We start from the raw sequence: 26,544 nt of genomic DNA on the forward strand, positions 1-26,544 counted from the left end.
CCCTAAGTATGAAGCTTATGATGACTGACTTTTATATTTATCTATTTATTGAAATAGCTTTTTTAAATTCTCCGTAAACGGTGCCTTTACAATCCCTTTTTCTGTAATAATCGCTGTTACATTTTCATATGGAGTAACATCAAATGCTGGATTATATACTTTACTTTCTTTCGGAGCTGAATATTGTCCGAAACGATTAATCACTTCAGAAGCATCCCTTTCTTCAATCGGAATTTCTTTTCCTGTCGGTGTTTTTAAGTCGATTGTTGGTGTTGGCGCTGCTACATAAAACGGAATGTTGTAGTATTTAGCTAAAATAGATACGCCTAATGTGCCAATTTTATTTGCTACATCACCGTTTGCTGCCACGCGGTCACATCCAACGATTACAGCATCGATTTTTCCTTGTGACATGACCATAGCTGCCATATTATCCGTAATGACAGTAACATCAATTCCCGCTCGCTGTAGTTCTAATGCTGTTAACGTTGAACCTTGTAACCTAGGACGAGTTTCATCTGAATAGATTTTTAAGTCCCATCCTTTTTCTTTCGCTAAGTACATTGGTGCTGTCGCAGTACCATACTTAGTCGTCGCTAACGCACCAGCATTGCAATGTGTTAATACTCCCATTTCATCATGGAATAATGTTAATGCATGCTCTCCAATTTGACGATTAATTTCTTCATCTTCTCTATGAATCTCTTTTGCCTCTTCTAGTAATCTGTCTTTCAACTGGACGATTGATAAGTGCGCGTTCTCTGTCGCTACCGCTTCCATTCTTTCAAGTGCCCAGAATAAGTTTACTGCTGTTGGCCTTGATGTTGCCAAATATGCACATACCTTTTTGACTTCCTCTATAAAGTCTTCCATCTTACTTTGAATAACTTCCTTTGTTCCTAAATACACACCGTACGCTGCCGAAACACCAATTGCTGGTGCTCCTCGTACTTTCATTACTTGAATGGCATCCCACACACTTTCAGCTGTCTTGAAAGATTCATAGACAACCTCATTCGGTAATAATGTTTGATCTAATAAAACTAAAGCATCATCTTTCCACTGAATGGGTATTAATTGCTCTTCCATCATATTCTCCCCTTACTTCGCGTAGTGCATTGACTGTTCTTTTAACGTTTCTACAAAACGTGTACCCGTTCTATATTGATTCGCTCGTAAAATAAAACTCTTCGCTACTTGAAGACAAATTCGCTCCGCTCTAGCACGTGCTTCCTCATTCTCAATACAAGTAATATCTTTTACTTTCGCTAATCCAACAATACGGCGAATTAATTCCAGACCTGTCACTGCAGCCGTATCCTCTAATACAGATTGTAAATATACTTCGCTAAAGCCTTCTTCCTTCGCCATAATCTCGGTCACATGAATATCCCAAGCATCTAAAAACTTCTTCTTAAATAAATCAATTACCTCTACCATCGTAGTTTGTAACCAATCCATATACGTATCTTTCTCCGCTCCAGGTGGCATCGTTGCATCTGCATTCACCCAAGCAAACATTAAATTCGCCATTACATTCCCAACGTCATATCCCATAGGTCCATAAAAAGCAAACTCAGGATCAATAACCTTTGTAGAATCATCTCTTACAAAAACAGAACCAGTATGTAAATCACCATGAAGTAATGCCTGTGCATTCGTCATAAAAGAAAATTTACGTTTCGCTACTTCCATACGAAGCTCTTTATCACTATAAATATGTTCCCTAATCCATCCCTCATTTAACGAAAATAACTCATTACGCTTATTATGATTGGTAAATGGTTCTGAATATACGAGGTCCTCTGTAATCTCACATAATTCAGGATTTATATAATTCTTCACAAGTTCCTTCTTCTCTTTATGATTCATTACAACATCCGATGTTAATAAAAGTGTATTTACCATAAAAGTAGTTAAATCATCCGCAAGCCTCGGAAATATTTGATGATTTATAAGTGCTGTACGTAATATTGTGTGATCCGATAAATCTTCCATTACGCAACAATTCATCACACTATCAAATAAATACACCTTAGGAACAAGTCCGGGTGCTAACTCATCCTCTAACTGCAAAACATCTGATTCTATACGAATACGGTTTGTCGACAACTTAAACTCATCTGAAATGCGAGCTGTATCCCCAGCTTGCTTTACGATGACTGACATGTTCTCTTTTTCATCCCAAACGCGGAACACATAATTTAAATTGCCATCACCTATTTCTTTACACTGTAACTCCTTTGCATGTTCAAACTTAGACAATTTCTCTTTCACATATGCAATCACATCTTTAGCTTCCATTAAAAAATACTTCGTGAACTTAGACATGGTTTCCCCTCCACACTAATTGTAAGCGTTTTCTAAAAGCTATAAAAAATAATAGGTTGAATTTTTTCATCCTATAAATATGTATTCTTCTTTTTGAAAGATATATCTAGGTTTTATTATATCTTGTTAGCACTTTGAGTCAATGTTTCTAACTATCATCTTAATATACTTCCTAATTATATATTTGAGATGACAAAAATTGTTCAAAAAATTTCCGATTCATTTTATTTTATTTATCACAAAATTCTTTGTAAAATAGAAGTAAGCAGTTCCTTTTCAAAACCACAACTTCTAAGAAATATTTCCTTCCTAAAAAATTAAACTTACACACTATCTCTAACATACACACTAAACTTTTCAAACACTCATCTAAAATTTATAGACTTAAAATTACCTTTCTATTCCCTGATAGCCTTAATTGAGAATAAATATTAATTAAATTGGAATAAAGTTGGTTTATTCGCTTGACAAAATAACCAATTCTATATGATAATTAATATCGAATTAGAATTATTATAGTTAATTAAAAAATATATTTTATGAGCACACTATTTTTTGATGCTCAAACCAACATTTAGGAGGAATTTTAACATGTTATTAATCGGCACAGAAGTAAAACCGTTTAAAGCTAATGCTTACCATAATGGAGAATTTATCCAAGTTACTGACGAAAGTTTAAAAGGAAAATGGAGTGTAGTTTGTTTCTACCCAGCTGACTTCACATTCGTTTGCCCAACTGAACTTGAAGACTTACAAAACCAATATGCAACTCTAAAAGACTTAGGCGTTGAAGTATACTCTGTATCTACAGACACTCACTTCACTCACAAAGCATGGCATGATAGCTCAGAAACTATCGGCAAAATCGAGTACATCATGATCGGTGACCCAACTCGCACAATCACTACAAACTTCAACGTTTTAATGGAAGAAGAAGGTCTTGCTGCTCGTGGTACATTCATCATCGATCCAGACGGCGTTATCCAATCTATGGAAATCAATGCTGACGGTATCGGCCGTGACGCAAGCATTCTTGTTAACAAAATTAAAGCTGCTCAATACGTACGTAACAACCCAGGTGAAGTTTGCCCAGCTAAATGGCAAGAGGGTTCTGCAACACTTAAACCAAGCCTTGACCTTGTAGGCAAAATCTAAGGAGTTCGATCAAAATGATACTAGATGCAGATATAAAAACACAACTATCCCAATACCTTCAGTTAATGGAGAACGATATTTTACTTAAAGTAAGCGCAGGAGACGATAACGTATCTAAAGATATGTTAGCTCTAGTAGACGAATTAGCTACTATGTCATCTAAGATTACAGTAGAAAAAGTTGAATTAGAGAGAACACCAAGCTTTAGCGTAAACCGCCCTGGTGAAGACACTGGTGTCGTATTCGCTGGTATTCCATTAGGACACGAATTTACATCATTAGTGTTAGCTTTACTACAAGTAAGTGGACGCGCTCCAAAAGTTGAACAAAAATTAATCGATCAAATTAAAAACATTCAAGGCGAATATCATTTTGAATCTTATATCAGCCTAAGTTGTCATAACTGTCCTGATGTTGTACAAGCTCTTAACGTAATGAGCGTTCTTAACTCTAGTATTACACATACTATGATTGATGGCGCTGCATTCAAAGAGGAAGTAGAAAGCAAAGACATCATGGCAGTACCAACTGTTTACCTAAACGGCGAATCTTTCGGAAGCGGTCGTATGACACTTGAAGAAATTTTAGCTAAAATGGGTAACGGTCCAGATGCATCAGAGCTTTCTGATAAAGATCCATACGATGTTCTTGTTGTTGGCGGCGGCCCTGCTGGTGCAAGTGCAGCAATTTACGCAGCACGTAAAGGCATCCGCACTGGTATCGTTGCTGAGCGCTTCGGTGGTCAAGTAATGGATACTATGGGCATTGAGAACTTCATCAGCGTAAAAAAGACTGAAGGTCCTAAGCTAGTAGCAAGTCTTGAAGAGCACGTAAAAGAATACGATATCGATGTAATGAATCTACAACGTGCGAAACGTTTAGAGAAAAAAGAACTTATTGAAGTGGAACTTGAAAACGGCGCTATTCTGAAAAGTAAGAGCGTAATCGTTTCAACAGGTGCTCGCTGGCGTAACGTTGGCGTACCGGGTGAAGCTGAGTTCAAAAATAAAGGTGTAGCATACTGCCCACACTGTGACGGTCCATTATTCACTGGAAAAGACGTAGCAGTTATCGGCGGAGGTAACTCTGGTATTGAAGCAGCTATCGACTTAGCAGGTATTGTTAAGCACGTAACTGTTCTTGAATTCATGCCAGAATTAAAAGCTGATGCTGTATTACAAGAGCGTCTTAACAGCTTACCAAACGTAACTGTTCTGAAAAACGTTCAAACGAAAGAAATTACTGGTACTGATAAAGTAAACGGTATTTCTTACATCGATCGTGAAACTGAAGAAGTTCATCACGTTGAATTACAAGGTGTATTCGTACAAATCGGTCTTGTGCCAAACACAGACTGGTTAGGCGAAACAGTTGAACGCGCTCGCGGTGAAATCGTAACAGACAAGCACGGCGCTACAAACGTACCAGGAGTGTTTGCTGCAGGTGACTGTACAAATAATCCGTACAAACAAATCATCATCTCTATGGGTTCAGGTGCAAACGCAGCTTTAGGTGCATTTGATTACTTAATCCGTAACTAATAAAAAAGACGCGCTACCAATAGGTAGCGCGTCTTTTTTATTACATTGTATCCAAATGTTCGTCAAATTCCTTCCAGCATATTAAATCATATGGTGGTTCTATATCTAATACTACATTTACATCTTCTGCTACTACTTGTATTCTTTTTTCTGGGTTATCTCTTTTTCCTGAAGCATAAATAGCAAGCTTAATTATTTCCTGCTTTCCATCTTCATAAATTCTTTTCTTTAAGTCTAATTGGTCAATTTGTTCTTTTGAAGGAATCTCTTTCCCTTCCCAATCACATATTTCAAATAGAGGATATCGATCCCCATACCATTCTTCAATAATCTCGATGACTTTCAGAATAATATACTTCCCCGACACTAATTCATAACTAACAGCATCACCTGCTTTTAAAGAAGTATTTGCTATAAATCTCTTCGGTATTTTTTTAGCTTGTGGCTGCGGAGAATGTAACTGTTCTCTAAGTTTATTTAACACTACTTCACGTTTTCTCTGTAATGTAGGTTCTTCTTCCCAGCGTGCTAAATCTGCGCCGCTCTCTATTATTTGCAATGCCTCATGTTTAACATTGTCTTGAAGCCTTCCTAACTTCCATTGTATATAAGCAAATGCTAACCAAAAAACAAGTATCTCTTCATCATCTAGTTCAGTCTGGTATTCATCAATTACAACCCTACTTGCTTCTTCATTTGAATATTCATTTCCTAATAAGTCCTTATAAATTAACTGAATATCTTTAGCAATATCATCTGATAATATCGCTACTCCCCAAGCCCCCATACATTAGCACTCCAATCTATAAACTAAAAACCTCTCATTCCCATTCTTCTCATAAGCCCCTGGCAACCTTACTTCCCGCTTCAACTCAAACGCTGTCTGATTCTCCAAGAAGAAAATATAATCTTCAGAAGGATAGTATAAAATAATATCGACTTCTCTCTCCGCCTCTTCTACCGAAAGCAAAATGTTATTTACTACATTCATAAACACTTGTACAGAAAATGGATTAAAGAAATAAAACCGGTTATCACGCGGATCAATTTCATATTCCTGCGCTAAACAACATTCAAAATCAATTTTATCTTTACCGTTTCTTACCTTTCTTGCATAACGATCTCGATTATCCATCGCTTCTTTATAAAACTCTTCATTCATTTCAATTCCAACTGCTGATGCACCACATTTATGATGCATATAAAAGTTTAATCTTCCTTTTCCGCACCCAAAGTCTACAATTCGGTCGCTACTTCGTATTTCATATTGATTCAGTAACTCATCTAATCCGCTATAGGGCGTCGGTTCATAGCGGTGATAATGCATAGACTTGTTAAACCCCTTTTGCTCACCGACTGTTTTTATATGTAAAACTGCATCGTAATATTGTTCGTTCATTCGTTTTCTCCTATTAAAAAATGGTACTTATTATTATACACCATGTACTGGAGATTCATTTTTAATCAAATTAATAGGTACGTGAAATTATATTAACGATTTTCTTAATATATCTATCGTAACTTCAAATATATCAACGATTTTTCAAATATATCGATTTACCGACAATCCACGACAAAAAAACAGGAGCTCTCTAGCCCCTGTCTTCTAACACTTTCAATACAGTTTGTTTCAATATTTCTACTCCATCCATAATACAACTATGATCAAACCTCATATACGGATGGTGTAATCCAGGTTGTAGGTCTGCTCCTAGTCCAAGCATGACAGCTTTTAAATGTGGTCTTTTCACTGTGTAATAATGGAAATCATCGCTTCCTGTCGTATAGAGAGGTCCCGTACATCTCTCTTCCCCATACACTTCGATAATACCTTTACGCATAAAGCGCTCTGCTTCTTCGGAAACCTCTGCTCCTGGTGCAAGATCCATCCATTCATATGAAGTTTTCGACCCCATCGATGCAGCTGATTCTATTACATGCTCAATCTTTTCCTTTAATTCTTCTAATAGTATATTACTCTCTGCTCTTACATCTAAACTGAAATGACCATTTCCCGGAATGATATTTAAATTATCGCCACCAGCTTGGCATCTCGTCATTTTTACTGAATAGGAACTTTGCGGTGGCAACCAAATATTTTTCAAACCGATATTAATCATGGAAATGACATCAATTGCATTCACACCTTGGTGTGGTCTCGCCCCGTGTGCATCCTCCCCATGAATCATCCCCTCTAAAAATCCAGCTGCTCCATGGCGAATTGATGGGGCAGCTTGTTTCAAAGATAGTTCTTCAATCGGTCTTAGATGGACACCAAATAAGAAATCAGCATCATCTACAGCACCTTTCTCCACCATCTTCAAAGCACCATTACCCTTCTCTTCTGCCGGCTGAAAAATAAATCTAACCGTACCACTTTTCCATCTCATATTTTTCAATTGTAAAATAAGTCCCATTACAATAGTCATATGAGCATCATGACCACATGAATGGTTCGCTTTAAATTCTCCATCTACTTCTTGCCAAAGTGCATCCATATCAGCACGAATCGCAATAACTGGATTCCCGCCTCCAATCTCAGCAATTACACCTGGACAATCATCAAATGTTCTATATGAAATTCCTTCTTCTTTTAAAAAGTCAGTAATATACGCTGTCGTTTCATATTCTTTCCAACTTACTTCAGGGTTTTCGTGTAAATGCTGAAAAATCTCCGTTAAGCGCTCTTGTAGTTCTAATGTTTTCAACGTTCCAGTCTCCTTCCCACATTACAAACGATTCGGGTTAATTATACTTATGAAAAACAGATGTTTTTATGAACATATTGAATTTTAAGAAAAAAGTCAATTGTTTATTTTTAAATACTTAAAAATCTTACTACTCACCTATATTACAAACTAAACAAACAACTAGAACATTCCTTATTTTCTGTTTTTTTTATGTTGACGCTTACATAAACTTTTAGTTATCATAACCTAATAAACGTCTATTTTACGACAATTTTAAAAATACAAACAAACATACGTAACAAGGAGGAACTTTATGAAAAAAGAAATACCTTTTGGAATAGCGATTATCCCTATTATCATTACCGTTGCAGTTATGATGGTTACAATTGTTGTATTAAAACAAAGCCCTCACGTTCCACTTATTATCGGTACAACCGTTGCTTCTATTGTCGCTTGGCGTTACGGTTACAAATGGAATGATCTTGAAGAAGCAATGTATAAAGGGATTCGTCTTGCATTACCCGCTATCGTCATTATTATTCTTGTTGGCTTAACAATTGGTGCTTGGATTGGCGGTGGAATTGTCGCAACGATGATTTATTACGGTTTAAAACTTTTAACTCCATCACTATTTTTAGTTTCCATTACTGTCATTTGTTCTATCGTTGCATTAGCGATTGGTAGCTCTTGGTCTACAATGGGTACAATTGGTGTTGCTGGAATGGGAATTGGCCTAAGTATGGGAATTCCAGCTCCAATGGTTGCTGGTGCCATTATTTCAGGCTCTTATTTTGGCGATAAAATGTCACCGCTTTCAGATACAACTAACTTAGCCGCAGGATTAACAAATACAGATTTATTCGCACACATTCGTCATATGTTATTTACTACAGTTCCCGGTTTAATTATTACTCTTATCGTATACGCGGTCTTAGGAAGAAGCTTCGGCGCTAACAATATTGATGCGAAGAGCATCGATCAAACGTTACAAGTATTGCAACAAAACTTTGTTATCTCACCTTTCCTACTCATTATACCCGTAGCCGTTATGGTATTGGTCGCTAAAAAGGTTCCTGCCATACCAGCCATTCTCGTCGGTATTATTTTAGGATTCTTATCACAAGTCTTTATTCAAGGTGGTTCTGTCTCAGCATCTGTCGGTGCACTCCAAGCTGGATTTGTTATAGACACTGGAAACAAGCTAGTAGACGAACTATTTAACCGCGGTGGCTTAGATTCGATGATGAATACAGTCTCTATGACAATTGTCGCTATGACTTTCGGAGGAGTATTAGAACATACAGGTATTCTTCGCTCAATTGTAAATCAAATTTTAAAGTTAGCGAAATCAGCAAAAGGGCTTATCGCTTCTACTATCGCATCTTGTTTTGCAACAAACCTTACTTGCTCTGAACAATATATTTCAATTGTTGTCCCTTCAAGAATGTACGCAAATGCATACACAGAAAAAGGACTACATTCAAAAAACTTATCCAGAGCATTAGAAGATGGCGGAACATTAACTTCTGTCTTCGTTCCTTGGAATACGTGCGGTGTATTTATTCTCGCTACACTTGGCGTAGGTGCATTTGAATATGCTCCTTATGCTATTTTGAATTTCATCGTACCTATTATCTCAATCATTTATGGTATAACAGGTTTCACAATTGTAAAACTATCAGACATTGAAAAAGCAGAACTGCTAAAGAAACAAAAAGCTCAACTAGAAGCTTAAAAATAGCGGTAAATTCAGTTCATATAGTGCGCGAGGTCGCCCTTGTTGATAGGGCATTTCCTCGCCGCAAATATGAGCATACCCGTAATCAACTAATTTCTTTAACAACCTTTCTGTCGATCGCCGAGTCACTTGTAAGTACTCAGAAAGGTCAGCTGCTGTAAATTTCAATGACGGATGCGATTGACTAAATTGAATAATTTTTGACAAGTTGGCCGGACTAAGCTTCGTTTCCTTCGCTATTTTCATTAGTTCCGGATTATCATTTTTCAAACTTTGTACTCTCTGTTCTTTCGGGAATGGACCAAACAAATCTTTATCACTTGTTAGTATATAAAAACAACGATCTATTGGATTATTCTTTGCAAAACTTTGAGCGATTTTTGCATTTTGCTCCGCTTCTTTCACGGTTTTTCCATAACCAAATCCAATAGCTATCGTTCCTTCTACACTCGCAAACAAGTTATCTATCGCATTTGTTTTAATAATTGATTCGATATCACCACGAGTTGTATACAAAATGCATGTCATTTCATCCACTTGTTTAAATGAACCACGTAGTTCTTTTGAAATGACATCTAGTTTTTCAAGCAAACTCGTTCGTAATTCTAAGGACGAAATAATACAAGTACCAACAGTAGCTGAATAGCTTTTTGCTAACTCAGCTTTTATTTTTGCATCTTTTAGCCCATGTATAATGGATTGTGTTGGATCAATCATACGCTCTGAAGGAACACCCATTTTTTGAAGCTCGTCGTAAACAGCGTGAATACTAGTTAAAGCTAAATGAGCTTCTCCAGATTGATATTTAGCTACATGAAAATCGATAACTCTATTTATTTCATCTTTACTCCACAGCATATTTTCATAATCCAACACTTGCGGACTTTCTTTTATACCGATATCATGGAACACATTTGTAATAAACGAGCGGTCTACTAAATCGATGGAAATGTTATGTGGTTGAATACTTTGATGATACATGATAGAAAGAATGGAAGATGCGACAGTTGTCTCGTCTTGCTGTAAGTATGTACTTGGAATTCGTAATTGTTCTCTTACTTCTTTTGCCATATAATAAGGTAAAGCACCTGAGAAAAAGATGACATCACAAGGCTTTAGACACTTTAATAGTTCAGAAGATTCTGCCGGATGAAGGTAAATATAGGAATCAATTTCTATTCCTTCTAATTTTTGAGCAATAGGAAAAAGGTTCTCCATAAACTCCTTTGAACCGACAACTGCAATTTTTATCATCATTTTCTCTAACTCCTTATCATTAATTAACGACTATTTAACGTCAACTATATCAAATGTATAAAACTATTGTAAACAGGAAGGAGTTTCTATTCAATGAAAATTACAGCTATTCATCTTTACGCAATTCGTTTACCGCTTCGCAGTCCGTTTGTTATTAGTTATGGCTCTTATCCTGATATGCCCTCTATTATCGTCAAAATGGAAACAGATGAAGGTATTATCGGTTACGGTGAAGGCGTTGCTGATGATCACGTCACAGGTGAATCATGGGAAAGTACTTTCCATACTTTAAAACATACGCTAACCCCTGCTCTAATCGGGAAAAATCCAATGAATATCGAAAAAATACACGACATGATGGACAATACAATTTACGGTGTTCCAACAGCGAAAGCCGCAATTGATATTGCTTGTTTTGATATAATGGGCAAAAAACTAAATCAACCTGTATATCAATTAATTGGTGGGCGCTATCATGAAGAATTCCCTGTCACTCACGTTTTAAGTATTGCCGATCCTGAAGATATGGCTGAAGAAGCTGCTTCTATGATTCAAAAAGGTTACCAATCTTTCAAAATGAAAGTTGGTACGAATGTAAAAGAAGATGTGAAACGTATTGAAGCTGTACGAGAACGTGTAGGAAATGACATCGCTATTCGCATTGATGTAAACCAAGGCTGGAAAAATAGCGCGAACACATTAACAGCACTGCGTTCATTAGGACATTTAAACATTGACTGGATTGAACAACCTGTTATCGCGGACGATATTGATGCCATGGCTCATATTCGTTCTAAAACAGATCTCCCGCTTATGATTGATGAAGGACTAAAAAGTTCTCGTGAAATGCGCCAAATTATTAAATTAGAAGCTGCCGATAAAGTGAATATAAAACTAATGAAATGCGGCGGCATATATCCAGCTGTAAAGCTCGCTCATCAAGCTGAAATGGCCGGCATTGAATGCCAAGTGGGATCAATGGTCGAATCCTCTGTTGCCTCTTCCGCAGGATTCCATGTCGCTTTCTCAAAGAAAATCATTACGAGCGTAGAGCTAACAGGACCATTAAAATTCACAAAAGACATCGGAAACTTACATTACGATGTACCATTCATTCGCTTAAACGAAAAGCCGGGACTCGGCATTGAAATAAACGAAGATACACTACAAGAACTAACCGTCTTTCAAGACGTTGTACGCTAAAGGAGGACTATCATATGACGGTTCTATACGAAGGAACATTAAAACAAAATAACGAATCATTTCACGTTACATTACTATCACTAGAGCACATCGAACAAATTTTATCACTACAAAACATTGTAGTTGAAGCACTAGAAGATAAAAGTCGTTTACAACCACTCTCACAAGAAGAATTTCAATACATTCTAAAAGGAAACGGCATGATGATCGGTGCTTTTATCGAAAACGAACTCATCGCATTTCGCGCTCTACTCGTCCCGCCTATCGATGATGAACATTTAGGGCTTGATATTGGTTTGCCAGAAAGTGAACTGCACCGCGTCATCTATCAAGAAATCTCAAACGTTCATCCGAACTGCCGAGGAAATGGTATGCAAAAAATATTAGCAAACGTCATCATGGACGAATTGCAAAAAGAAGATAGCAAATATGATTATGTATGCTGCACCGTTGCTCCTTTTAACATCCCGAGTTTGAAGGATAAATTTGCGCAAGGGATGGAGATTGCTGTGTTGAAGGAAAAGTATGGTGGTAGTCTGCGGTATGTTTTTGTGAAGAAATTGCGCGGAGATAATGAAAGAGATTGGGCGGATGTTCAAAGTATTCTAATGAGTGATGCTAGTGGACAGCAGGCTTTGCTTTCGGAGGGGTATCGTGGGTATGAGATGGAGAAAACAGCAGATACTTTCATTGTGAAGTTTGGGCGATAATCTATATACTCGAAAAAAGGAGATGTCTGCTATGACATCTCCTTTTACTTTCTCTTCATTGAACATATCGATAGCAACTCCAAATATATCAGCGATTTTCAAAATATATCGGCGCAACTCTAAATATATCAGCGATTTTCGAAATATATCGACTTACCGACAAAGATTGACAATAATTGCAACCTATACAAAGCGCAACATTAGACCGTCATCTTCCAACTAGATAAAGCTAACCAGTTCTCCATTTCCTTATAATCAGGCATTATCTTCCCGACAAGACGCCAAAAAGAGCGATCATGATTTAAATGAACCATATGACACATTTCATGAACGACTACATAGTCAATTACTCGCTGTGGTGCCATTGCTAGCTTCCAATTGAATGTTAGTTGTAAATTCGAATCGCAAGTACCCCAAGTACGACTACTATCTGTAATACGAATAGAACGTGGTTTTGTTTTGAAATTACTTTGATGCGCTTTAATACTCTTCTCTACTAAAGATTTACACTGCTTATAGTAAAATCGTTTTAAAGCTTGCTGTATTTTCTCATCCTTTAGCTCTTTTACATAAATATGTAACTTATCCCCTTCAAAAATCGCATTGTCTTGCTCAATACTTGCATCTTGGGAAATCTGTATCGGATACGTATTCCCTAAATACAAAAAGCCTTCTCCTTGATCGTAATCCTTTTCCTGTGGTCCACGCGCTCGCTCCGCCATTTCCTTACGAGTTGTCTGAATCCAATCCCACTTTTCCTCTAGCAACTGGACTAAGTATTCAACAGGTGTCCCTTTCGGAGCCTGCACTTCCACATTTCCATACGAATCCACAAAAAGACGCACGGACTTTTTCTTCTTATAAGTTATATGAAAATTAATTGTCTCACCTAAATATGTATGTACCATTTCATCACCTAGCATAGTATTTTTACAAATAAAAAAGAGTAGGATACGAACGTCCTACTCTACCTATTATATCATTTACTGCTTTAACGAACTCATTATCCTCTATACTTTACACCTAATCCCTTAATGAAATTCCTTGCGTATCTATCGCCGCACTCTTTGTAATTTTTATGACCTTTTTTTCTTAATAGAGCGCCTAACTCTCCTTTTGTTACCGTAACGCCTACGCTATCTAATATATCAAGTACATCCTCACTCGTTAAAGATAGTGCGATTTTCATTTTCTTTAGAAGAAGGTTATTGGCACTCTCCTTACTCTGTACAGGTGCAGGCTGCCCTGGTTTCGGATCTTGCTTTCCTCTTTTTAAAGTAATAAATCCATTGAAAAATGCCTCTAACATCATCATATCGCATGTTTTTACGTACTCATCTTCGATTACATCCGCATCTTCAGCTTCATGCTGAGGAGCTCTCTTTATTTTTGTAAGCATATCAACTACGTCTTCTTTCGTTACTTCCATCCCGCCGAGTTTAAAGATTTCCACCATATCTATATCTCTTATATCTAAAGCGTATCGTACTCTTTTTAATATATCGTTGTTGCTCATTGCCATTGGGTTTCCTCCTGAAATGTTGATTATTTATTCAGCAGTTAAAGTTTATCCTATAACGTGCTTTAAATTATCATGTTTAAATCTAACCTTTTAGTTATTGTCCGCTAAATTAATACTTTAACATTTTAAAGATATGTTTTATAGTCTTACCCGAACTTTTCTCTATCATTGTATCTACAGAGCTCTTACGTGTTTTTTATATGCCTTTAAAAAGATTTCTCTCTTAACATTAACTAAAAGAAAAAAACAGTGCTTTGATTTCTCAAATACACTGTTCTTTTCCAGCTCTACGCTTATTTTCAACTCACTCATGTCATACACTACATATGAAATGATTTAACTGCTTAAAAGTTAAACCGTCTCACTATCCTGAGCAACACCAACACTATCCTCAAACTTATCCAACAAAGCACGCACCTCATTGGTCGATTTCGTACTCATCAATTGATTTCTCAATTCCGCAGCTCCTGGGAAGCCCTTCACATAAATTTTGAAGAAGCGGTGAAGTCCTGTGATTGAGCGTGGCAGTACTTCTGCATATTGATCTTGAAGATCAAGTTGTAGTCTTAAAAGATCTAGATGCTCTTTACTGCTATGCTCTCTTGGCTCTTTTTCAAAAGCAAATGGATTTTTGAAGATGCCTCGTCCGATCATTACACCATCAATGCCGTATTTTTCAGCAAGTTCCAGTCCCATTTTACGATCAAGGATGTCTCCATTGATTGTTATTAACGTATTTGGTGCGATACGGTCACGTAATTTTTTAATTTCCGGAATTAGTTCCCAATGCGCATCTACTTGGCTCATTTCTTCTCTTGTGCGTAAATGAATAGAAAGGTTCGCAATATCTTGTTTGAAAATGTGCGTTAACCAATCCTCCCACTCACTTAACGCTTTAAAGCCAAGTCGTGTTTTTACGCTGACAGGTAGTCCGCCTGCTTTTGCAGCTTGAATAAGTTCTGCTGCAACGTCTGGACGTAGAATAAGACCACTACCTTTTCCTCTTGATGCTACATTCGGTACAGGGCAGCCCATATTAATATCAATGCCTTTAAATCCTAACTCTGCCATACCAATACTCATTTGACGGAAATATTCAGGATTATCTCCCCAAATATGTGCCACCATTGGCTGTTCATCTTCTGTAAAAATTAAACGACCACGTACACTTTTCATACCTTCTGGATGACAATAGCTATCTGAGTTTGTGAACTCTGTAAAGAATACATCTGGACGACCAGCCTCACTTACTACGTGACGGAAAACAACGTCTGTCACATCTTCCATTGGTGCAAGTACGAAAAATGGTCGTGGTAATTCACGCCAAAAATTATCTATCATTTCAAATTCAAATCCTCTCACTATGAATACAATTTCAAAATCTCAATTTATAATTTGTGAAAATCAGCAATATTTATTTTAACTAAAATCGCTTATGAATGGTATTTTTGTAAACCAAAAAGCAGATGGTATAGATTTTCCTATATCAACTGCTTTCCTATTATACTAACTTAAGCCAAGCCACACACTCCACATGAGTCGTATGCGGGAACATATCAACAGGCTGTACTTCCTGTGTTTTATATCCGCCTTCTTCTAGTACTTTTAAGTCACGTGCTAATGTTGCTGGGTTACACGATACGTATACGACGCGGTTTGGCTTCATGTCGATGATTGTGTTTAGTAATGCTTCGTCACAGCCTTTACGCGGTGGATCTACGACCATTGTGTCGGCGATTACGCCTTCTTTGTACCATTTTGGAATGACTACTTCTGCTTCTCCTACGCCAAATTCAGCGTTTGTCATGTTGTTTAGTGCTGCGTTTCGGTTTGCGTCTTCGATTGCTTCTGGGACGATTTCAACGCCGTACACTTTTTTCGCTTTTTGCGCTAGGAATAACGAGATTGATCCGATTCCGCAATAGGCATCGATTACTGTTTCGTTACCATTTAATTTTGCGTATTCTAACGTTTTATCGTATAGCACTTTCGTTTGTTCTGGGTTTACTTGATAGAATGAACGTGCTGAAATCGCAAATTTAATGTCACCGATAAAGTCATAAATATATTCTGATCCGTACAGTACTGTCGTTTTATCTCCGAAAATTACATTCGTACGCTTCGTATTTACGTTTTGAACAATCGATTTTACTTCTGGGAATTTCGCTGCAATTTCTTCAATAATTGCTTTTTTGTTTGGTAGTTCTGCTGTACGTGTAATGAAGACAAGCATAATTTCCCCTGTTACTTGTCCGTAACGAGCCATTACGTGACGAAGTGTTCCTTTGTTACGCTCTTCGTTGTACGCAGTGATACCGTGCTTTTCACAAATACGTTTTACTTCTTGAATTAATGTATCGTTTTCTTCTGCCTGAATTAAGCATGATTCCATATTAATGATGTCATGCGTTCCTTGACGATAGAAACCAGCTACAAGCCCACCTTCACGTTCTCCGATTGGTACTTGTGCTTTATTGCGGTATACCCACGGGTTCTTCATACCAAGTACAGGATGAACAGGAACATCGCCTATTCCTCCGATGCGCTGCATAACGTCACGTACTTGCTTTTCTTTCGCCTGTAATTGTCCTTCATAAGTTAAGTGCTGAAGCTGACAACCGCCGCACTGGTTATATACCGGGCACTCTGCATCTTTACGATATGGACTTTCTGTATGAAGCTTCATTAAACGACCAAATGCAAAGTTTTTCTTCACTTTAATAATTTTAATTTGCGCTTCTTCACCTGGTAATCCGTTTTTAACGAAAATAGGATAGCCCTTTACTTTCGCAACACCGGCACCATCATGTGTTAAATCTTCAAATACTACATCTATAAACTCGTTTTTCTCAACTGGTGGCGTCATTTTAGTACTCATTTTCCGACCTCTCTTTTTCATAACACTGCGTTACATTTTATCATACTTATATGGTCTTTTTCTATTGGAAGAAAAAAAGCTATTGACGATACTTCTCTGTTAATGTTACGCTACTACTAATTTAATACGGACGATGTTACCTCATATATACTTGATAATATGGATCGAGAGTTTCTACCCGGCAACCTTAAATTGCTGGACTATGGGGAAAACTAATGAATATTAGCCTATGCGTAAAAAAGGACTCATATTGATTAGCTTTCTCTCATAGATGAAAGTGAATCCATATGGGTCTTTTTTTATTTTTATTTTTCTAAAAGGTCAGACATCTTACGTATGACATAAAACCTCGTTCTTTTATTTTTAGTAATATAACGAACGTTTTATGTACAAACTTTATACGAACTTCTGAAAGGGGCAACTACATGCAATATGTAATGAGCATTATCGGTATTCTTGCCGTGTTAGGTTTATGTTTTGCTTTGTCAAACAACAAAAGTAAAATCAACTTCCGTGCAATTGCAATTATGATTGGTTTCCAAATTTTAATCGGTTGGTTTATGTTTGCTACAAAGATTGGTCAACAAATCATTATTTTCATTAGTAAAGTTTTCAACAAACTAATTAAACTTGGTACGACAGGTGTCGATTTTCTCTTTAATGGAATTCACAGAGATTTTGTCTTTTTCTTAAACGTATTATTAATTATCGTATTTTTCTCAGCACTACTTTCAATCTTTAGTTATTTAGGTGTTTTACCATTCATCGTTCGTGTTGTCGGCGGTGCAATTTCAAAAATTACTGGTTTGCCACGCGTTGAGTCATTCCACGCAGTAAACTCTGTATTCTTCGGTTCAAGTGAAGCGTTAATCGTCATTAAAAACGATTTACAGCATTTCAATAAAAATCGTATGTTTATCATTTGTTGTTCTGCGATGAGCTCCGTTTCTGCTTCTGTTACAGCATCATACGTAATGATGTTAGATGCAAAATACGTACTAGCAGCTCTTCCGCTAAACTTATTCTCAAGCTTAATCGTTTGTTCGTTATTAACACCAGTTGATACGAAAAAAGAAGATGAAGTGATTCAAAAATTTGATAGAACTCTATTCGGAGACAGCTTTATCGGCGCAATGATTAACGGTGCGCTTGATGGTTTAAAAGTAGCTGGTATCGTTGCCGCATTAATGATCGCCTTTATCGGTGTGATGGAAGTTGTAAACTACGTAATTAGTGCAGCTTCAGGCGCAATGGGACATGCTGTTACTTTACAACAAATCTTCGGTTACGTACTTTCTCCATTCGCATTCTTAATGGGTATTCCAACTCAAGATATTATCCCAGCTGGTGGTATTATGGGTACGAAGATTGTTTTAAACGAGTTTGTAGCAATCCTTGATTTAAAAGACACAGCTACAACATTAGCTCCACGTACAGTTGGAATCGTTACAGTATTCTTAATTAGCTTCGCAAGTATTAGCCAAATTGGTGCAATCGTTGGTACAATCCGTGCCCTTTCTGAAAAACAAGGAAGCGTTGTTTCTAAATTTGGTTGGAAAATGCTATTTGCATCAACACTTGCTTCTATTTTATCTGCAACAATCGCTGGATTGTTTATTTAATAAAAAATCACCTTACTTTAACGAGTAAGGTGATTTTTTTGATTCTTTATGAAATCGAACGGAATTCGACTACTTCCTCGTTACTAATAAGTTTTCCTTCGTGTATGCCTTTTACTGAAATAACCATAACAGATTTATCTTCTCCTTCAAGCTTTCCTAAAGAGAATAAATAGATTAAATTTTCTTTTTGTAACATCCATTGTTTGCCATTTACTCGACCTAATATTCTTTTTTCTGAAGATGGCTTTATTTCTCCAACATACTGACATTCTCCAAAAGAAGTTTTTATTATATTCTTCTCTGTATCAATTACTAGATGCTGGAATAGTTCTAGGTTTCTACTTGAAACAATTTCAATTTCATGGTTACTTTTTTGCTTAAATTGAAGTTTTCCATCACTTGTATTAGATAAACTACTATTCTCAACGGCGTTTCTAAAAAAGTTATATTCTTCTTCTGTAATACCAAAGTTAGGATGATACGGCTTCACCTGTTTATCTATATGCCCTGATATATAGTTTATGTACCACCCTTTATCATTCTTTACATGATCACTCATCTTTTTAGTAATAACCTCTACTTTTTTACGTGTATCACGATCCATCTCTAGTGTCATAATATCCGCCGTCACTTCCGCATTCATAAGATGCGATGGAATATACTCTTCCACACTATTTGCTTTACTCACTTCACTTTGACAACCAACTATAAATAGCGATATGAAAAAGATATATATTATTTTTTTATATTTCATTTCTATTCTCCACTCCATACATTATCCTTACTTAGTTTTATAGCGGTTTTTATTATAGTATAAAATCTTTATATTTTAATAGAATCCATACCCGTATGCAAAATTGCATATTAATAAGTCTTCTTCTTACTTTAAAATTAGCTTAAATCACTTTCCAAATTATACAAATAATAAGTTTTAAATGTTATAATTTGTAAAAAACTTATTGGAGGACCTTATGAAAATTCATGCCCTTGTCGATTTCTTACATTTACTAGTCTTAACCCTAAAAAGCTATTATGTATGGGGAATGCCTATCTATGTCTTTATTATTCCTCTTATCTTTGTAGTCGGTTATATTATTATTAATTCTAATAAGAAACAAAAAAATACATCTATTCAAAGTCACTAATCTATTACCTTAATAGCCTCCTAAAAATCATATTCCCCTCATTTTCTTCAAATGATATGATGAACAAGGGTATATCCCCACCACTCTTATAGCGGTGGGGATTTTAATGTCAATATGCAACATACTACACAATAGAAGGTGATTTTTATGAGAAAATACGCAACAATTGCTTTATGTACGTCTGCCATTCTAGCAGGCTGCAATACTAGCAATGTAAGCCAAGAACCTAAAAAAGAGAAAAAGGTTCAAGAAGTAGCTAAACAAAAAGAGACTGTACAAGAACAAGGTAAAATTTCTTATACTCCCATCACATACGAATCTACAGACACTACTATTCATATGACAGATATAAAAGATAATTTAACTGAGGTACAATATAAAATTTGGCGCACAGCTGATGGAAAGGAAAGTGCTAAATCTTTTTCTTCTAAAGAAAAAGAGAAACAATTTACACTTCCTTTTGATATAAAAGAATTTGAAGGAAAACGCGGTGAGTTCCAAATTGAAGCAACAGGAATGAAAGAAGATGGGAAAACAATCTCGCTTACGAAATCTACTATTACTTTCGAACAAAAGGTTCCTGTTCTTATGTATCACGCAATTGATGATTATCATGGTCAAGGTATTAAAGACTTATTCGTATCACCAGCTAACTTTGAAGCACAAATGAAACATTTAAAGGACAATGGTTATACGCTGTTAACGTTTGAACGCTGGAGTGATATAAATAAAGTAAATAAGCCGATTTTCGTTACATTTGATGACGGTATGAAAAATAATATGAATGCATTTCGCGTTTTACAAAAGCTAAAAGATGATACTTTCAAACCGGCAGCAACAGAATATATGATTGTTGATAACGTTGATGTAGAAGGAGCATTGTCTACTTCTGAAATAAAAGAAATGGTTGATTCCGGCATTTTCTCGGTGCAATCTCATACTGCAACACATGCAGACTTGCCGAAAATTACAAACTATGAGGAAGAGTTAAAAGGTTCAAAAGAAAAGCTAGAAAAAATAACAGGTAAGCCTGTTATCGCAATCGCATATCCATTCGGCCATGTAGATGATAAGGTTGTTGCAGAAACGAAGAAGTATTATCAATTTGCGACGACGACAAAGCCTGGGCAATTCATTACGAAGGGTGAACCTGATGAATTGTTAAAGATGAAGCGCGTTCGTATACACCATACAACGACTGTAGAGCAATTTGCTTCTTCAATTAAGTAAATGTAAGAGCTCAATACATTTTGAGCTCTCTTTTTGCGCTATATTTATATATATTTTTAGAATTTTCTTGTATTATATATAGTAAGAAATTTTTCAAATTAAAGGAGATTATACATATGTCATTTGAACAAACGTTAGAGAAATATGCTGCTCTTGCAGTTAATGTTGGTGTTAATATTCAACCTGGACAAACTTTATCAATTAGTGCACCTCTTGAAGCTGTACAATTTGTACGCCTCGTTACAGAGAAAGCATATAAATCTGGTGCAAAACACGTATATGTGGATTGGAATGATGAGACTTTAACACGCTTAAAGTTCGATCTAGCTCCTGAAGAAGCTTTCTCTGAATTCCCTTCTTGGAAAGCACATGCTCGTGAGGAATTAGCAAAAGAAGGCGCTGCATTTATGTCTATCTATGCAGAAAACCCTGATTTATTAAAAGGTGTAGAAGCAACACGTATCGCAACAGCTCATAAAGTAGCTGGAGAAGCGATGAAAGTATACCGTGATTACGTACAAGCCGATAAAGTAAGCTGGTGTGTAATTTCTGTTCCTACGAAAGAATGGGCTGCGAAAGTATTCCCTGACATAGCGCCAGAAGAACAAGAAGCAAAGTTATGGGATGCTATTTTCAAAGCTACTCGTGCTGATTTAGAAAATCCTGTAGAAGCATGGAAAGAACATGATGAAACATTACATACAAAAGTGGATTACTTAAACGAAAAGCATTATAAAGCTCTTCACTATACAGGTCCTGGAACAGATTTAACAATCGAACTTCCAGAAAAACATGTATGGGCTGGTGCTGGTAGCTTAAATGAAAAGAACGTACCATTTATGGCTAATATTCCAACTGAAGAAGTATTTACAATGCCACTTAAAACAGGTGTAAACGGCCAAGTTTCTAGTACAAAACCGTTAGTATTTGCAGGTAATATTATCGATAATTTCACGTTAACATTTGAAAACGGACGTATCGTAGACTATAAAGCTGAAGCTGGTGAAGAAGCTTTAAAACATTTAGTAGAAACAGATGAAGGTTCTCACTTCTTAGGAGAAGTAGCTTTAGTACCTCATGACTCACCAATTTCAAACACAAATGTTTTATTCTACAATACACTATTTGACGAAAATGCATCTTGCCACCTTGCAATCGGAAATGCTTATGCATTTAACTTAGTTGGCGGAAAAACAATGTCTAAAGAAGAACTTGCTGAAAACGGTGCAAACGCTAGTATTACACACAACGACTTCATGATTGGATCCGCTGAGCTTGATATCGATGGTATTACAGCTGATGGCAGACATGAGCCTATCTTCCGTAAAGGTAACTGGGCGTTTTAAATCTATTACCATAAAGAAACACATTGGATAATCCAATGTGTTTTTTATTTATTTGGTTTCAATTCAAATTTTATCGTTCTATTTTCACGCGTAAACTCCGGTCTATACGTAGCGATATACGTATTTTCTTTCGCTACGTCAAATAGCATGATATCTTGAATTTTTTCATCTGGTGCTAACTTTTTACTAATAAAGCTATCAGGGTTATTATATTCTTTAAATCTTGTACCTTTCTTATCGATAATCTCAAATTCATAAAATGCAAAAGGTATTTCCTTTTTACTATTATTTTCCACTTTGAAAATAACCCCCAAAATCTCTTCTTTCTTTTTATCCTCATCATAATCCGGATATCCTAATTTAACTGAATCGATAGTTACTTGCAAACCATCTACGTCTACTGTCTCCCCTATTTTATACACTTTATCTTGAACATCTTCTTGTTTACTTTCATTACTATCTTTAGTCTCAGTGCAAGCACTTAAACTAAAAGCTATGCCAAAAATTAAAACAATTTGACTCACCTTTTTTAACATACTCTTTCCTCCACATAAGACAATATTTCATATGTATCATAACAAAACGCTTTACTCTTTCTTGTCATATTTTGTCGTATTAATTGCTAACTGCACAAATAGAAAAAAGCTATCTTCTACAAAAGATAGCTTTCAGGATGCCGATGAAACCTTAAGACCAATGACACCCAAAACAATAAAAAGAATACAAAATGCTTGGAATAAGCTAATGTGCTCTTTAAAAAAATACACACTAATGATTGTAATAAGTAATGTTCCAACGCCAGACCAAATAGCATAAGCAATACTTAAATGAATCTTCTTCACAACGATGGCGAACACGCTGAAACAAATTCCATAAAATACGAAAATCAATACACTTGGAACGAGCTTTGTTAAACCATTTGATAGTTTCATCGCAATTGTTCCAGCCACTTCAAAAATAATTGTAACAAGTAATAATAGCCAATATACCATACTAGAATCTCCTTCTCTGTTACCTTATAGAGATTCTAGTATACTACTTATAGTCCTAATGAAATATATTTAATTTCTAAATATTCCTCGATGCCGAAATGGCCTCCTTCACGGCCGATACCACTTTCTTTAAAGCCACCGAATGGTGCTTGTGCAACTGATGGAAGACCGTCATTTAGACCAATAATACCGTACTCTAGCGCTTCACTAATTTGGAATGCTTGGCTAATGTCTTTCGTGAAAATATACGCAGCTAAACCGTATGGTGTATTATTTGCACGTTCGATTACTTCATCAACTTTTTTAAATTTCGCAACTGGTGCCACTGGCCCAAATGTTTCTTCGTTCATACAAAGCATCGTATCATTTGCCAACCCAATTACAGTCGGTTGAATGAAATGTCCCTCTAACTCTGCGACCTTTTGACCACCATATAAAACTGTTCCACCTTTTTGAATAGCATCTTCAATATGTTCTTGTACTTTTGAAACTGCATTCTCATCAATAAGTGGTCCGACAGTCGTTCCGTCACCGAAACCGTCTCCTACTTTCAACTGCCCTACTGCCTTTTGGAACTTCTCTACAAATACTTCGTATACTTCTTCTTGAACGAATACTCGGTTTGTACATATACACGTTTGTCCTGCGTTACGGAATTTCGAACCAATCACCGCTTCTACTGCTTTATCTAAATCTGCATCATTCATTACGATAAACGGAGCGTGACCACCTAACTCAAGTGAAACTTTTTTCATCGTTTGCGCCGCACTAGCCATTAACTCTTTTCCGATTTCCGTTGACCCTGTAAAGGACACTTTTCGCACACGACCATCTTCCATCCACGTATCAGCAATTGCTTTTGCACTACCTGTTACGATATTAATTACACCCTTTGGAATATCCGCTTCATGTGCTAATTCAGCTAATTTTAATGCAGTTAGTGGTGTTTGACTTGCAGGTTTTACAACTGCTGTACAGCCTGCTGCAAGCGCTGGGGCTACCTTTCTCGTAATCATAGCAGCTGGAAAGTTCCATGGTGTAATAGCTGCCATAACGCCAACTGGTTGCTTCATAACTAAAATGCGCTTATTCGGATGAGAAGCAGGAATCATTTCACCATATACACGTTTCCCCTCTTCTGCATACCATTCAACAAAGCTATTTGCATAATTTACTTCACCAAGCGCTTCTGCAAACGGCTTTCCTTGTTCCTTCGTCATAATCGCTGCGATCTCTTCCTTATTTTCATCAATAAGTGTGAACCACTTTTTTAACTTCGCTGCACGATCCGCTGCCGTTAACTTAGACCACGTTTTAAAAGCTTCATGTGCAGCATCAACAGCTTGCTTTGCCTCTGTTACTCCGCCTTTTGGTACAGTTGCAAATATTTCCTTCGTCGCAGGATTATTTACTTCAATTTGTTCTTGTAGTGTAATCCACTCACCATTTATATACATCGCCTTTTTATCTATACTTACGAAAGTCGCCTTTTTATCCAATGTTTTCTTCCCCCTCTATGAACTTCTTAATTTTCCTAGTAGCAGCAGATTGACTAATTTGCAAAAACTCAGCCACTTTATAACTTGATCCATACGTTTTATACGCTTTAAGAATAATATTTCTCTCTACCTCTTCCAGCATTTTATAAAGGCTTTGCCCCGATTGTTCAACTGCAGCCTCTTGCATAGAGAGTGGCAAATCCTCTACCGTTACAACATCATCGACAGTAATAACAATTCTCTCAATTACATTCTCTATTTCTCTATTGTTTCCTTCCCACGGATATCCAACAAACATTTGTAATGTACCCGGTGCTAGTTTCACATCACGTCCGTACTTTTTATTAAAGTGCTGCAAGTAATGATAAATAAGCGGTAAAATATCTTCTGTTCTTTCCCTAAGCGGGGGAATTGCAATTGGAATGACATTCAGACGATAGTATAAATCTTTCCGAAATGTTCCTTGTTTCACCATCTCGCTTAAATCTCTATTTGTTGCCGCGACAATTCGAACATCCACTTTTTTTAATTCTCTTCCGCCTATAGGACGAAATGTTTTTTCTTGCAATACTTGCAAAAGCTTCGCTTGAATTTCAATCGGCATTTCACCGATTTCATCTAAAAAAAGAGTTCCTTTATGCGCGGATTCTAATAGTCCCTTTTTCCCTTCACGATTTGCACCTGTAAAAGATCCACCTGAATATCCAAAAAGCTCCGATTCAATTAAATTAGTTGGCAATGCCGCACAATTAATTTCATAGAAACTTTCATTCTTCCGATGACTCACCTCATGTAAATGGCGTACTAATCGACTTTTTCCTACTCCAGTCTCGCCTAAAACGAGAACAGTACTATCCACTACAGATACTTTTTTGATTGTATCGACTATTTTTTGCATAGCTAGACTTTTAAAAATAAGTCCTTCATGCTCATATGTTTCTCTTAATTCTTTTTTATATGTTTTTAGCTGATTATCCATTTCCTCTACCTTTTGACGTAATTGATAGAGTTCAGTAAGGTCGCGAGAATAACTAATCACTCTTCTTAAATTTCCCTCATCATCAAAAACAGGCCTTGTACGAACGTGTAAATACTCTCCTGATTTTGTAGTTTGAACGAGTTCAATTGGCCTCTTTTTTTCAATCACTTCTAATGTCGCTGATGGATAAAAGATTCCATCCTTTTGTAGTTCTTTTACATGCTTACCCACTAACTCTTCGGCAGCTAGTTGGTAGTGCCTTTCACATGTACTATTTACACGCACAACGATCCCTTGCTCATCTGTAACAAAAATTTCGTCAAACGCATATTCAAATACATCTTTTAAATCCATTAACACTCGTTCCTTTTCTGCAACCATCCTAGCCACCCCTAACTTCAAATCCATCGATCCACTTCACTACCTTTATTATAAAGTGAATTTTCTGCATTTAATATAGAGTCAGCTAGAATGTTTGCTATTTATACTTCAGTTTTTAAACGCGAGCGATGTTTGTTTGCTCATAACAAGCTTGCAACGATTCTTCAATTATTGTTAATCCTTCTTCAAGTTGCTCATCTGTAATAATTAAAGGCATTAACACACGTATAACATTTCCATACGTTCCTGCTGATAATAAAAGTAACCCACGCTTATTTGCTTCTGCACATAGATTAGCCGTTAACGTTTTGTCAGGTGCTTTCGT

General features: G+C 36.5%; 24 protein-coding genes and 1 riboswitch. Of the genes, 8 read left to right on the forward strand and 16 right to left on the reverse strand.

All coding sequences use genetic code 11. The features are described 5' to 3' along the window. Window positions 1–45 precede the first annotated feature (45 nt). Window positions 46–1,089: an S-methyl-5-thioribose-1-phosphate isomerase gene (mtnA, locus tag MR167_RS16560; RefSeq protein WP_000392488.1), complete on the reverse strand. Its 1,044-nt coding sequence runs from the start codon at window positions 1,087–1,089 to the stop codon at window positions 46–48. 12 nt (window positions 1,090–1,101) lie between these two features. Further along, complete coding sequence (gene mtnK, locus MR167_RS16565; protein ID WP_242315022.1) at window positions 1,102–2,331, reverse strand: S-methyl-5-thioribose kinase; 1,230 nt, start codon at window positions 2,329–2,331, stop codon at window positions 1,102–1,104. Window positions 2,332–2,922: 591 nt separating this feature from the next. Here mtnK and ahpC point away from each other — a divergent pair. Together ahpC and ahpF are read left to right on the forward strand one after the other, a co-directional pair. After that, on the forward strand, window positions 2,923–3,486 hold the full coding sequence (ahpC, locus tag MR167_RS16570; protein WP_000924420.1) for an alkyl hydroperoxide reductase subunit C: 564 nt from the start codon (window positions 2,923–2,925) through the stop codon (window positions 3,484–3,486). A gap of 14 nt (window positions 3,487–3,500) precedes the next feature. Then, window positions 3,501–5,027, forward strand: a complete 1,527-nt coding sequence (ahpF, locus tag MR167_RS16575) for an alkyl hydroperoxide reductase subunit F (protein WP_000599506.1) — start codon at window positions 3,501–3,503, stop codon at window positions 5,025–5,027. A 40-nt stretch (window positions 5,028–5,067) separates the two neighbouring features. Here the strand turns inward: ahpF and MR167_RS16580 are convergent, their stop codons facing one another. The 3 genes from MR167_RS16580 to MR167_RS16590 all read right to left on the reverse strand — a co-directional run bounded on the left by MR167_RS16580 (window position 5,068) and on the right by MR167_RS16590 (window position 7,735). Beyond that, a complete protein-coding gene (locus MR167_RS16580) occupies window positions 5,068–5,814 on the reverse strand; it encodes a hypothetical protein (RefSeq protein ID WP_242315024.1) in 747 nt (248 codons plus the stop codon). 3 nt (window positions 5,815–5,817) lie between these two features. Then, window positions 5,818–6,426, reverse strand: coding sequence for an SAM-dependent methyltransferase (locus tag MR167_RS16585; protein ID WP_097980821.1), 609 nt, complete (start codon window positions 6,424–6,426; stop codon window positions 5,818–5,820). Window positions 6,427–6,619: 193 nt separating this feature from the next. Next, complete coding sequence (locus tag MR167_RS16590) at window positions 6,620–7,735, reverse strand: M20 peptidase aminoacylase family protein (protein ID WP_086396625.1); 1,116 nt, start codon at window positions 7,733–7,735, stop codon at window positions 6,620–6,622. A gap of 295 nt (window positions 7,736–8,030) precedes the next feature. Here MR167_RS16590 and nhaC point away from each other — a divergent pair, with 295 nt between their 5' ends. Continuing rightward, window positions 8,031–9,452: a Na+/H+ antiporter NhaC gene (nhaC, locus tag MR167_RS16595; RefSeq protein ID WP_000711513.1), complete on the forward strand. Its 1,422-nt coding sequence runs from the start codon at window positions 8,031–8,033 to the stop codon at window positions 9,450–9,452. Here the strand turns inward: nhaC and MR167_RS16600 are convergent. Continuing rightward, complete coding sequence (locus tag MR167_RS16600; protein ID WP_000972820.1) at window positions 9,441–10,712, reverse strand: hypothetical protein; 1,272 nt, start codon at window positions 10,710–10,712, stop codon at window positions 9,441–9,443. The two genes, nhaC and MR167_RS16600, sit on opposite strands and share 12 nt — an antisense overlap. Window positions 10,713–10,805: 93 nt before the next feature. On the opposite strand from MR167_RS16600, the gene MR167_RS16605 reads away from it, so the two are divergent. Both MR167_RS16605 and MR167_RS16610 read left to right on the forward strand, forming a co-directional pair. Next, window positions 10,806–11,915, forward strand: coding sequence for a mandelate racemase/muconate lactonizing enzyme family protein (locus MR167_RS16605; RefSeq protein WP_242315026.1), 1,110 nt, complete (start codon window positions 10,806–10,808; stop codon window positions 11,913–11,915). A 14-nt stretch (window positions 11,916–11,929) separates the two neighbouring features. Then, window positions 11,930–12,625, forward strand: a complete 696-nt coding sequence (locus MR167_RS16610; RefSeq protein ID WP_242315028.1) for a GNAT family N-acetyltransferase — start codon at window positions 11,930–11,932, stop codon at window positions 12,623–12,625. Window positions 12,626–12,825: 200 nt separating this feature from the next. On the opposite strand, the gene MR167_RS16615 is transcribed toward MR167_RS16610, so the two are convergent. From MR167_RS16615 to rlmD, 4 genes are all read right to left on the reverse strand, one after another. Then, a complete protein-coding gene (locus MR167_RS16615; RefSeq protein ID WP_000233759.1) occupies window positions 12,826–13,533 on the reverse strand; it encodes a M48 family metallopeptidase in 708 nt (235 codons plus the stop codon). A gap of 95 nt (window positions 13,534–13,628) precedes the next feature. Next, a complete protein-coding gene (locus tag MR167_RS16620) occupies window positions 13,629–14,147 on the reverse strand; it encodes a YehS family protein (RefSeq protein ID WP_001251723.1) in 519 nt (172 codons plus the stop codon). A 351-nt stretch (window positions 14,148–14,498) separates the two neighbouring features. Further along, a complete protein-coding gene (locus tag MR167_RS16625; RefSeq protein ID WP_000566702.1) occupies window positions 14,499–15,488 on the reverse strand; it encodes a tRNA dihydrouridine synthase in 990 nt (329 codons plus the stop codon). Between the two features lie 160 nt (window positions 15,489–15,648). Next, a complete protein-coding gene (gene rlmD, locus MR167_RS16630) occupies window positions 15,649–17,025 on the reverse strand; it encodes a 23S rRNA (uracil(1939)-C(5))-methyltransferase RlmD (RefSeq protein WP_053565387.1) in 1,377 nt (458 codons plus the stop codon). 121 nt (window positions 17,026–17,146) lie between these two features. Then, a riboswitch (purine riboswitch) is annotated at window positions 17,147–17,248 on the forward strand. Window positions 17,249–17,450: 202 nt separating this feature from the next. Between rlmD and MR167_RS16635 the strand changes: the two genes are divergently transcribed. Beyond that, window positions 17,451–18,647 carry a NupC/NupG family nucleoside CNT transporter gene (locus MR167_RS16635; protein WP_001200491.1) on the forward strand — a complete coding sequence of 399 codons (1,197 nt, stop codon included), beginning with the start codon at window positions 17,451–17,453 and terminating at the stop codon, window positions 18,645–18,647. 46 nt (window positions 18,648–18,693) lie between these two features. Here MR167_RS16635 and MR167_RS16640 read toward each other — a convergent pair whose 3' ends face one another. Further along, window positions 18,694–19,401 carry a hypothetical protein gene (locus MR167_RS16640; RefSeq protein WP_199670340.1) on the reverse strand — a complete coding sequence of 236 codons (708 nt, stop codon included), beginning with the start codon at window positions 19,399–19,401 and terminating at the stop codon, window positions 18,694–18,696. Window positions 19,402–19,939: 538 nt separating this feature from the next. Here MR167_RS16640 and MR167_RS16645 point away from each other — a divergent pair. Beyond that, on the forward strand, window positions 19,940–21,022 hold the full coding sequence (locus MR167_RS16645) for a polysaccharide deacetylase family protein (protein ID WP_199670341.1): 1,083 nt from the start codon (window positions 19,940–19,942) through the stop codon (window positions 21,020–21,022). Window positions 21,023–21,138: 116 nt separating this feature from the next. After that, window positions 21,139–22,368 (forward strand): aminopeptidase, encoded by a 1,230-nt coding sequence (locus MR167_RS16650; RefSeq protein ID WP_016078573.1) that lies wholly within the window; start codon window positions 21,139–21,141, stop codon window positions 22,366–22,368. Between the two features lie 44 nt (window positions 22,369–22,412). Here MR167_RS16650 and MR167_RS16655 read toward each other — a convergent pair whose 3' ends face one another. From MR167_RS16655 to MR167_RS16675, 5 genes are all read right to left on the reverse strand, one after another. Then, window positions 22,413–22,904: a DUF4352 domain-containing protein gene (locus tag MR167_RS16655; protein ID WP_000915107.1), complete on the reverse strand. Its 492-nt coding sequence runs from the start codon at window positions 22,902–22,904 to the stop codon at window positions 22,413–22,415. A gap of 132 nt (window positions 22,905–23,036) precedes the next feature. Then, window positions 23,037–23,360, reverse strand: a complete 324-nt coding sequence (locus MR167_RS16660) for a DMT family transporter (RefSeq protein ID WP_000263262.1) — start codon at window positions 23,358–23,360, stop codon at window positions 23,037–23,039. 47 nt (window positions 23,361–23,407) lie between these two features. Further along, window positions 23,408–24,859: an NADP-dependent succinate-semialdehyde dehydrogenase gene (gene gabD, locus MR167_RS16665; RefSeq protein WP_000358123.1), complete on the reverse strand. Its 1,452-nt coding sequence runs from the start codon at window positions 24,857–24,859 to the stop codon at window positions 23,408–23,410. Further along, window positions 24,852–26,219, reverse strand: a complete 1,368-nt coding sequence (locus MR167_RS16670; protein ID WP_000225139.1) for a sigma-54 interaction domain-containing protein — start codon at window positions 26,217–26,219, stop codon at window positions 24,852–24,854. The genes gabD and MR167_RS16670 overlap by 8 nt, the downstream gene beginning before the upstream one ends. A gap of 115 nt (window positions 26,220–26,334) precedes the next feature. Beyond that, window positions 26,335–26,544 (reverse strand): aminotransferase class III-fold pyridoxal phosphate-dependent enzyme (locus MR167_RS16675; protein ID WP_346657770.1); only part of this gene is annotated, 210 nt, incomplete at its 5' end.

This window comes from Bacillus cereus group sp. BfR-BA-01355, assembly GCF_022663675.1.
Lineage (GTDB): Bacteria > Bacillota > Bacilli > Bacillales > Bacillaceae_G > Bacillus_A > Bacillus_A thuringiensis_S.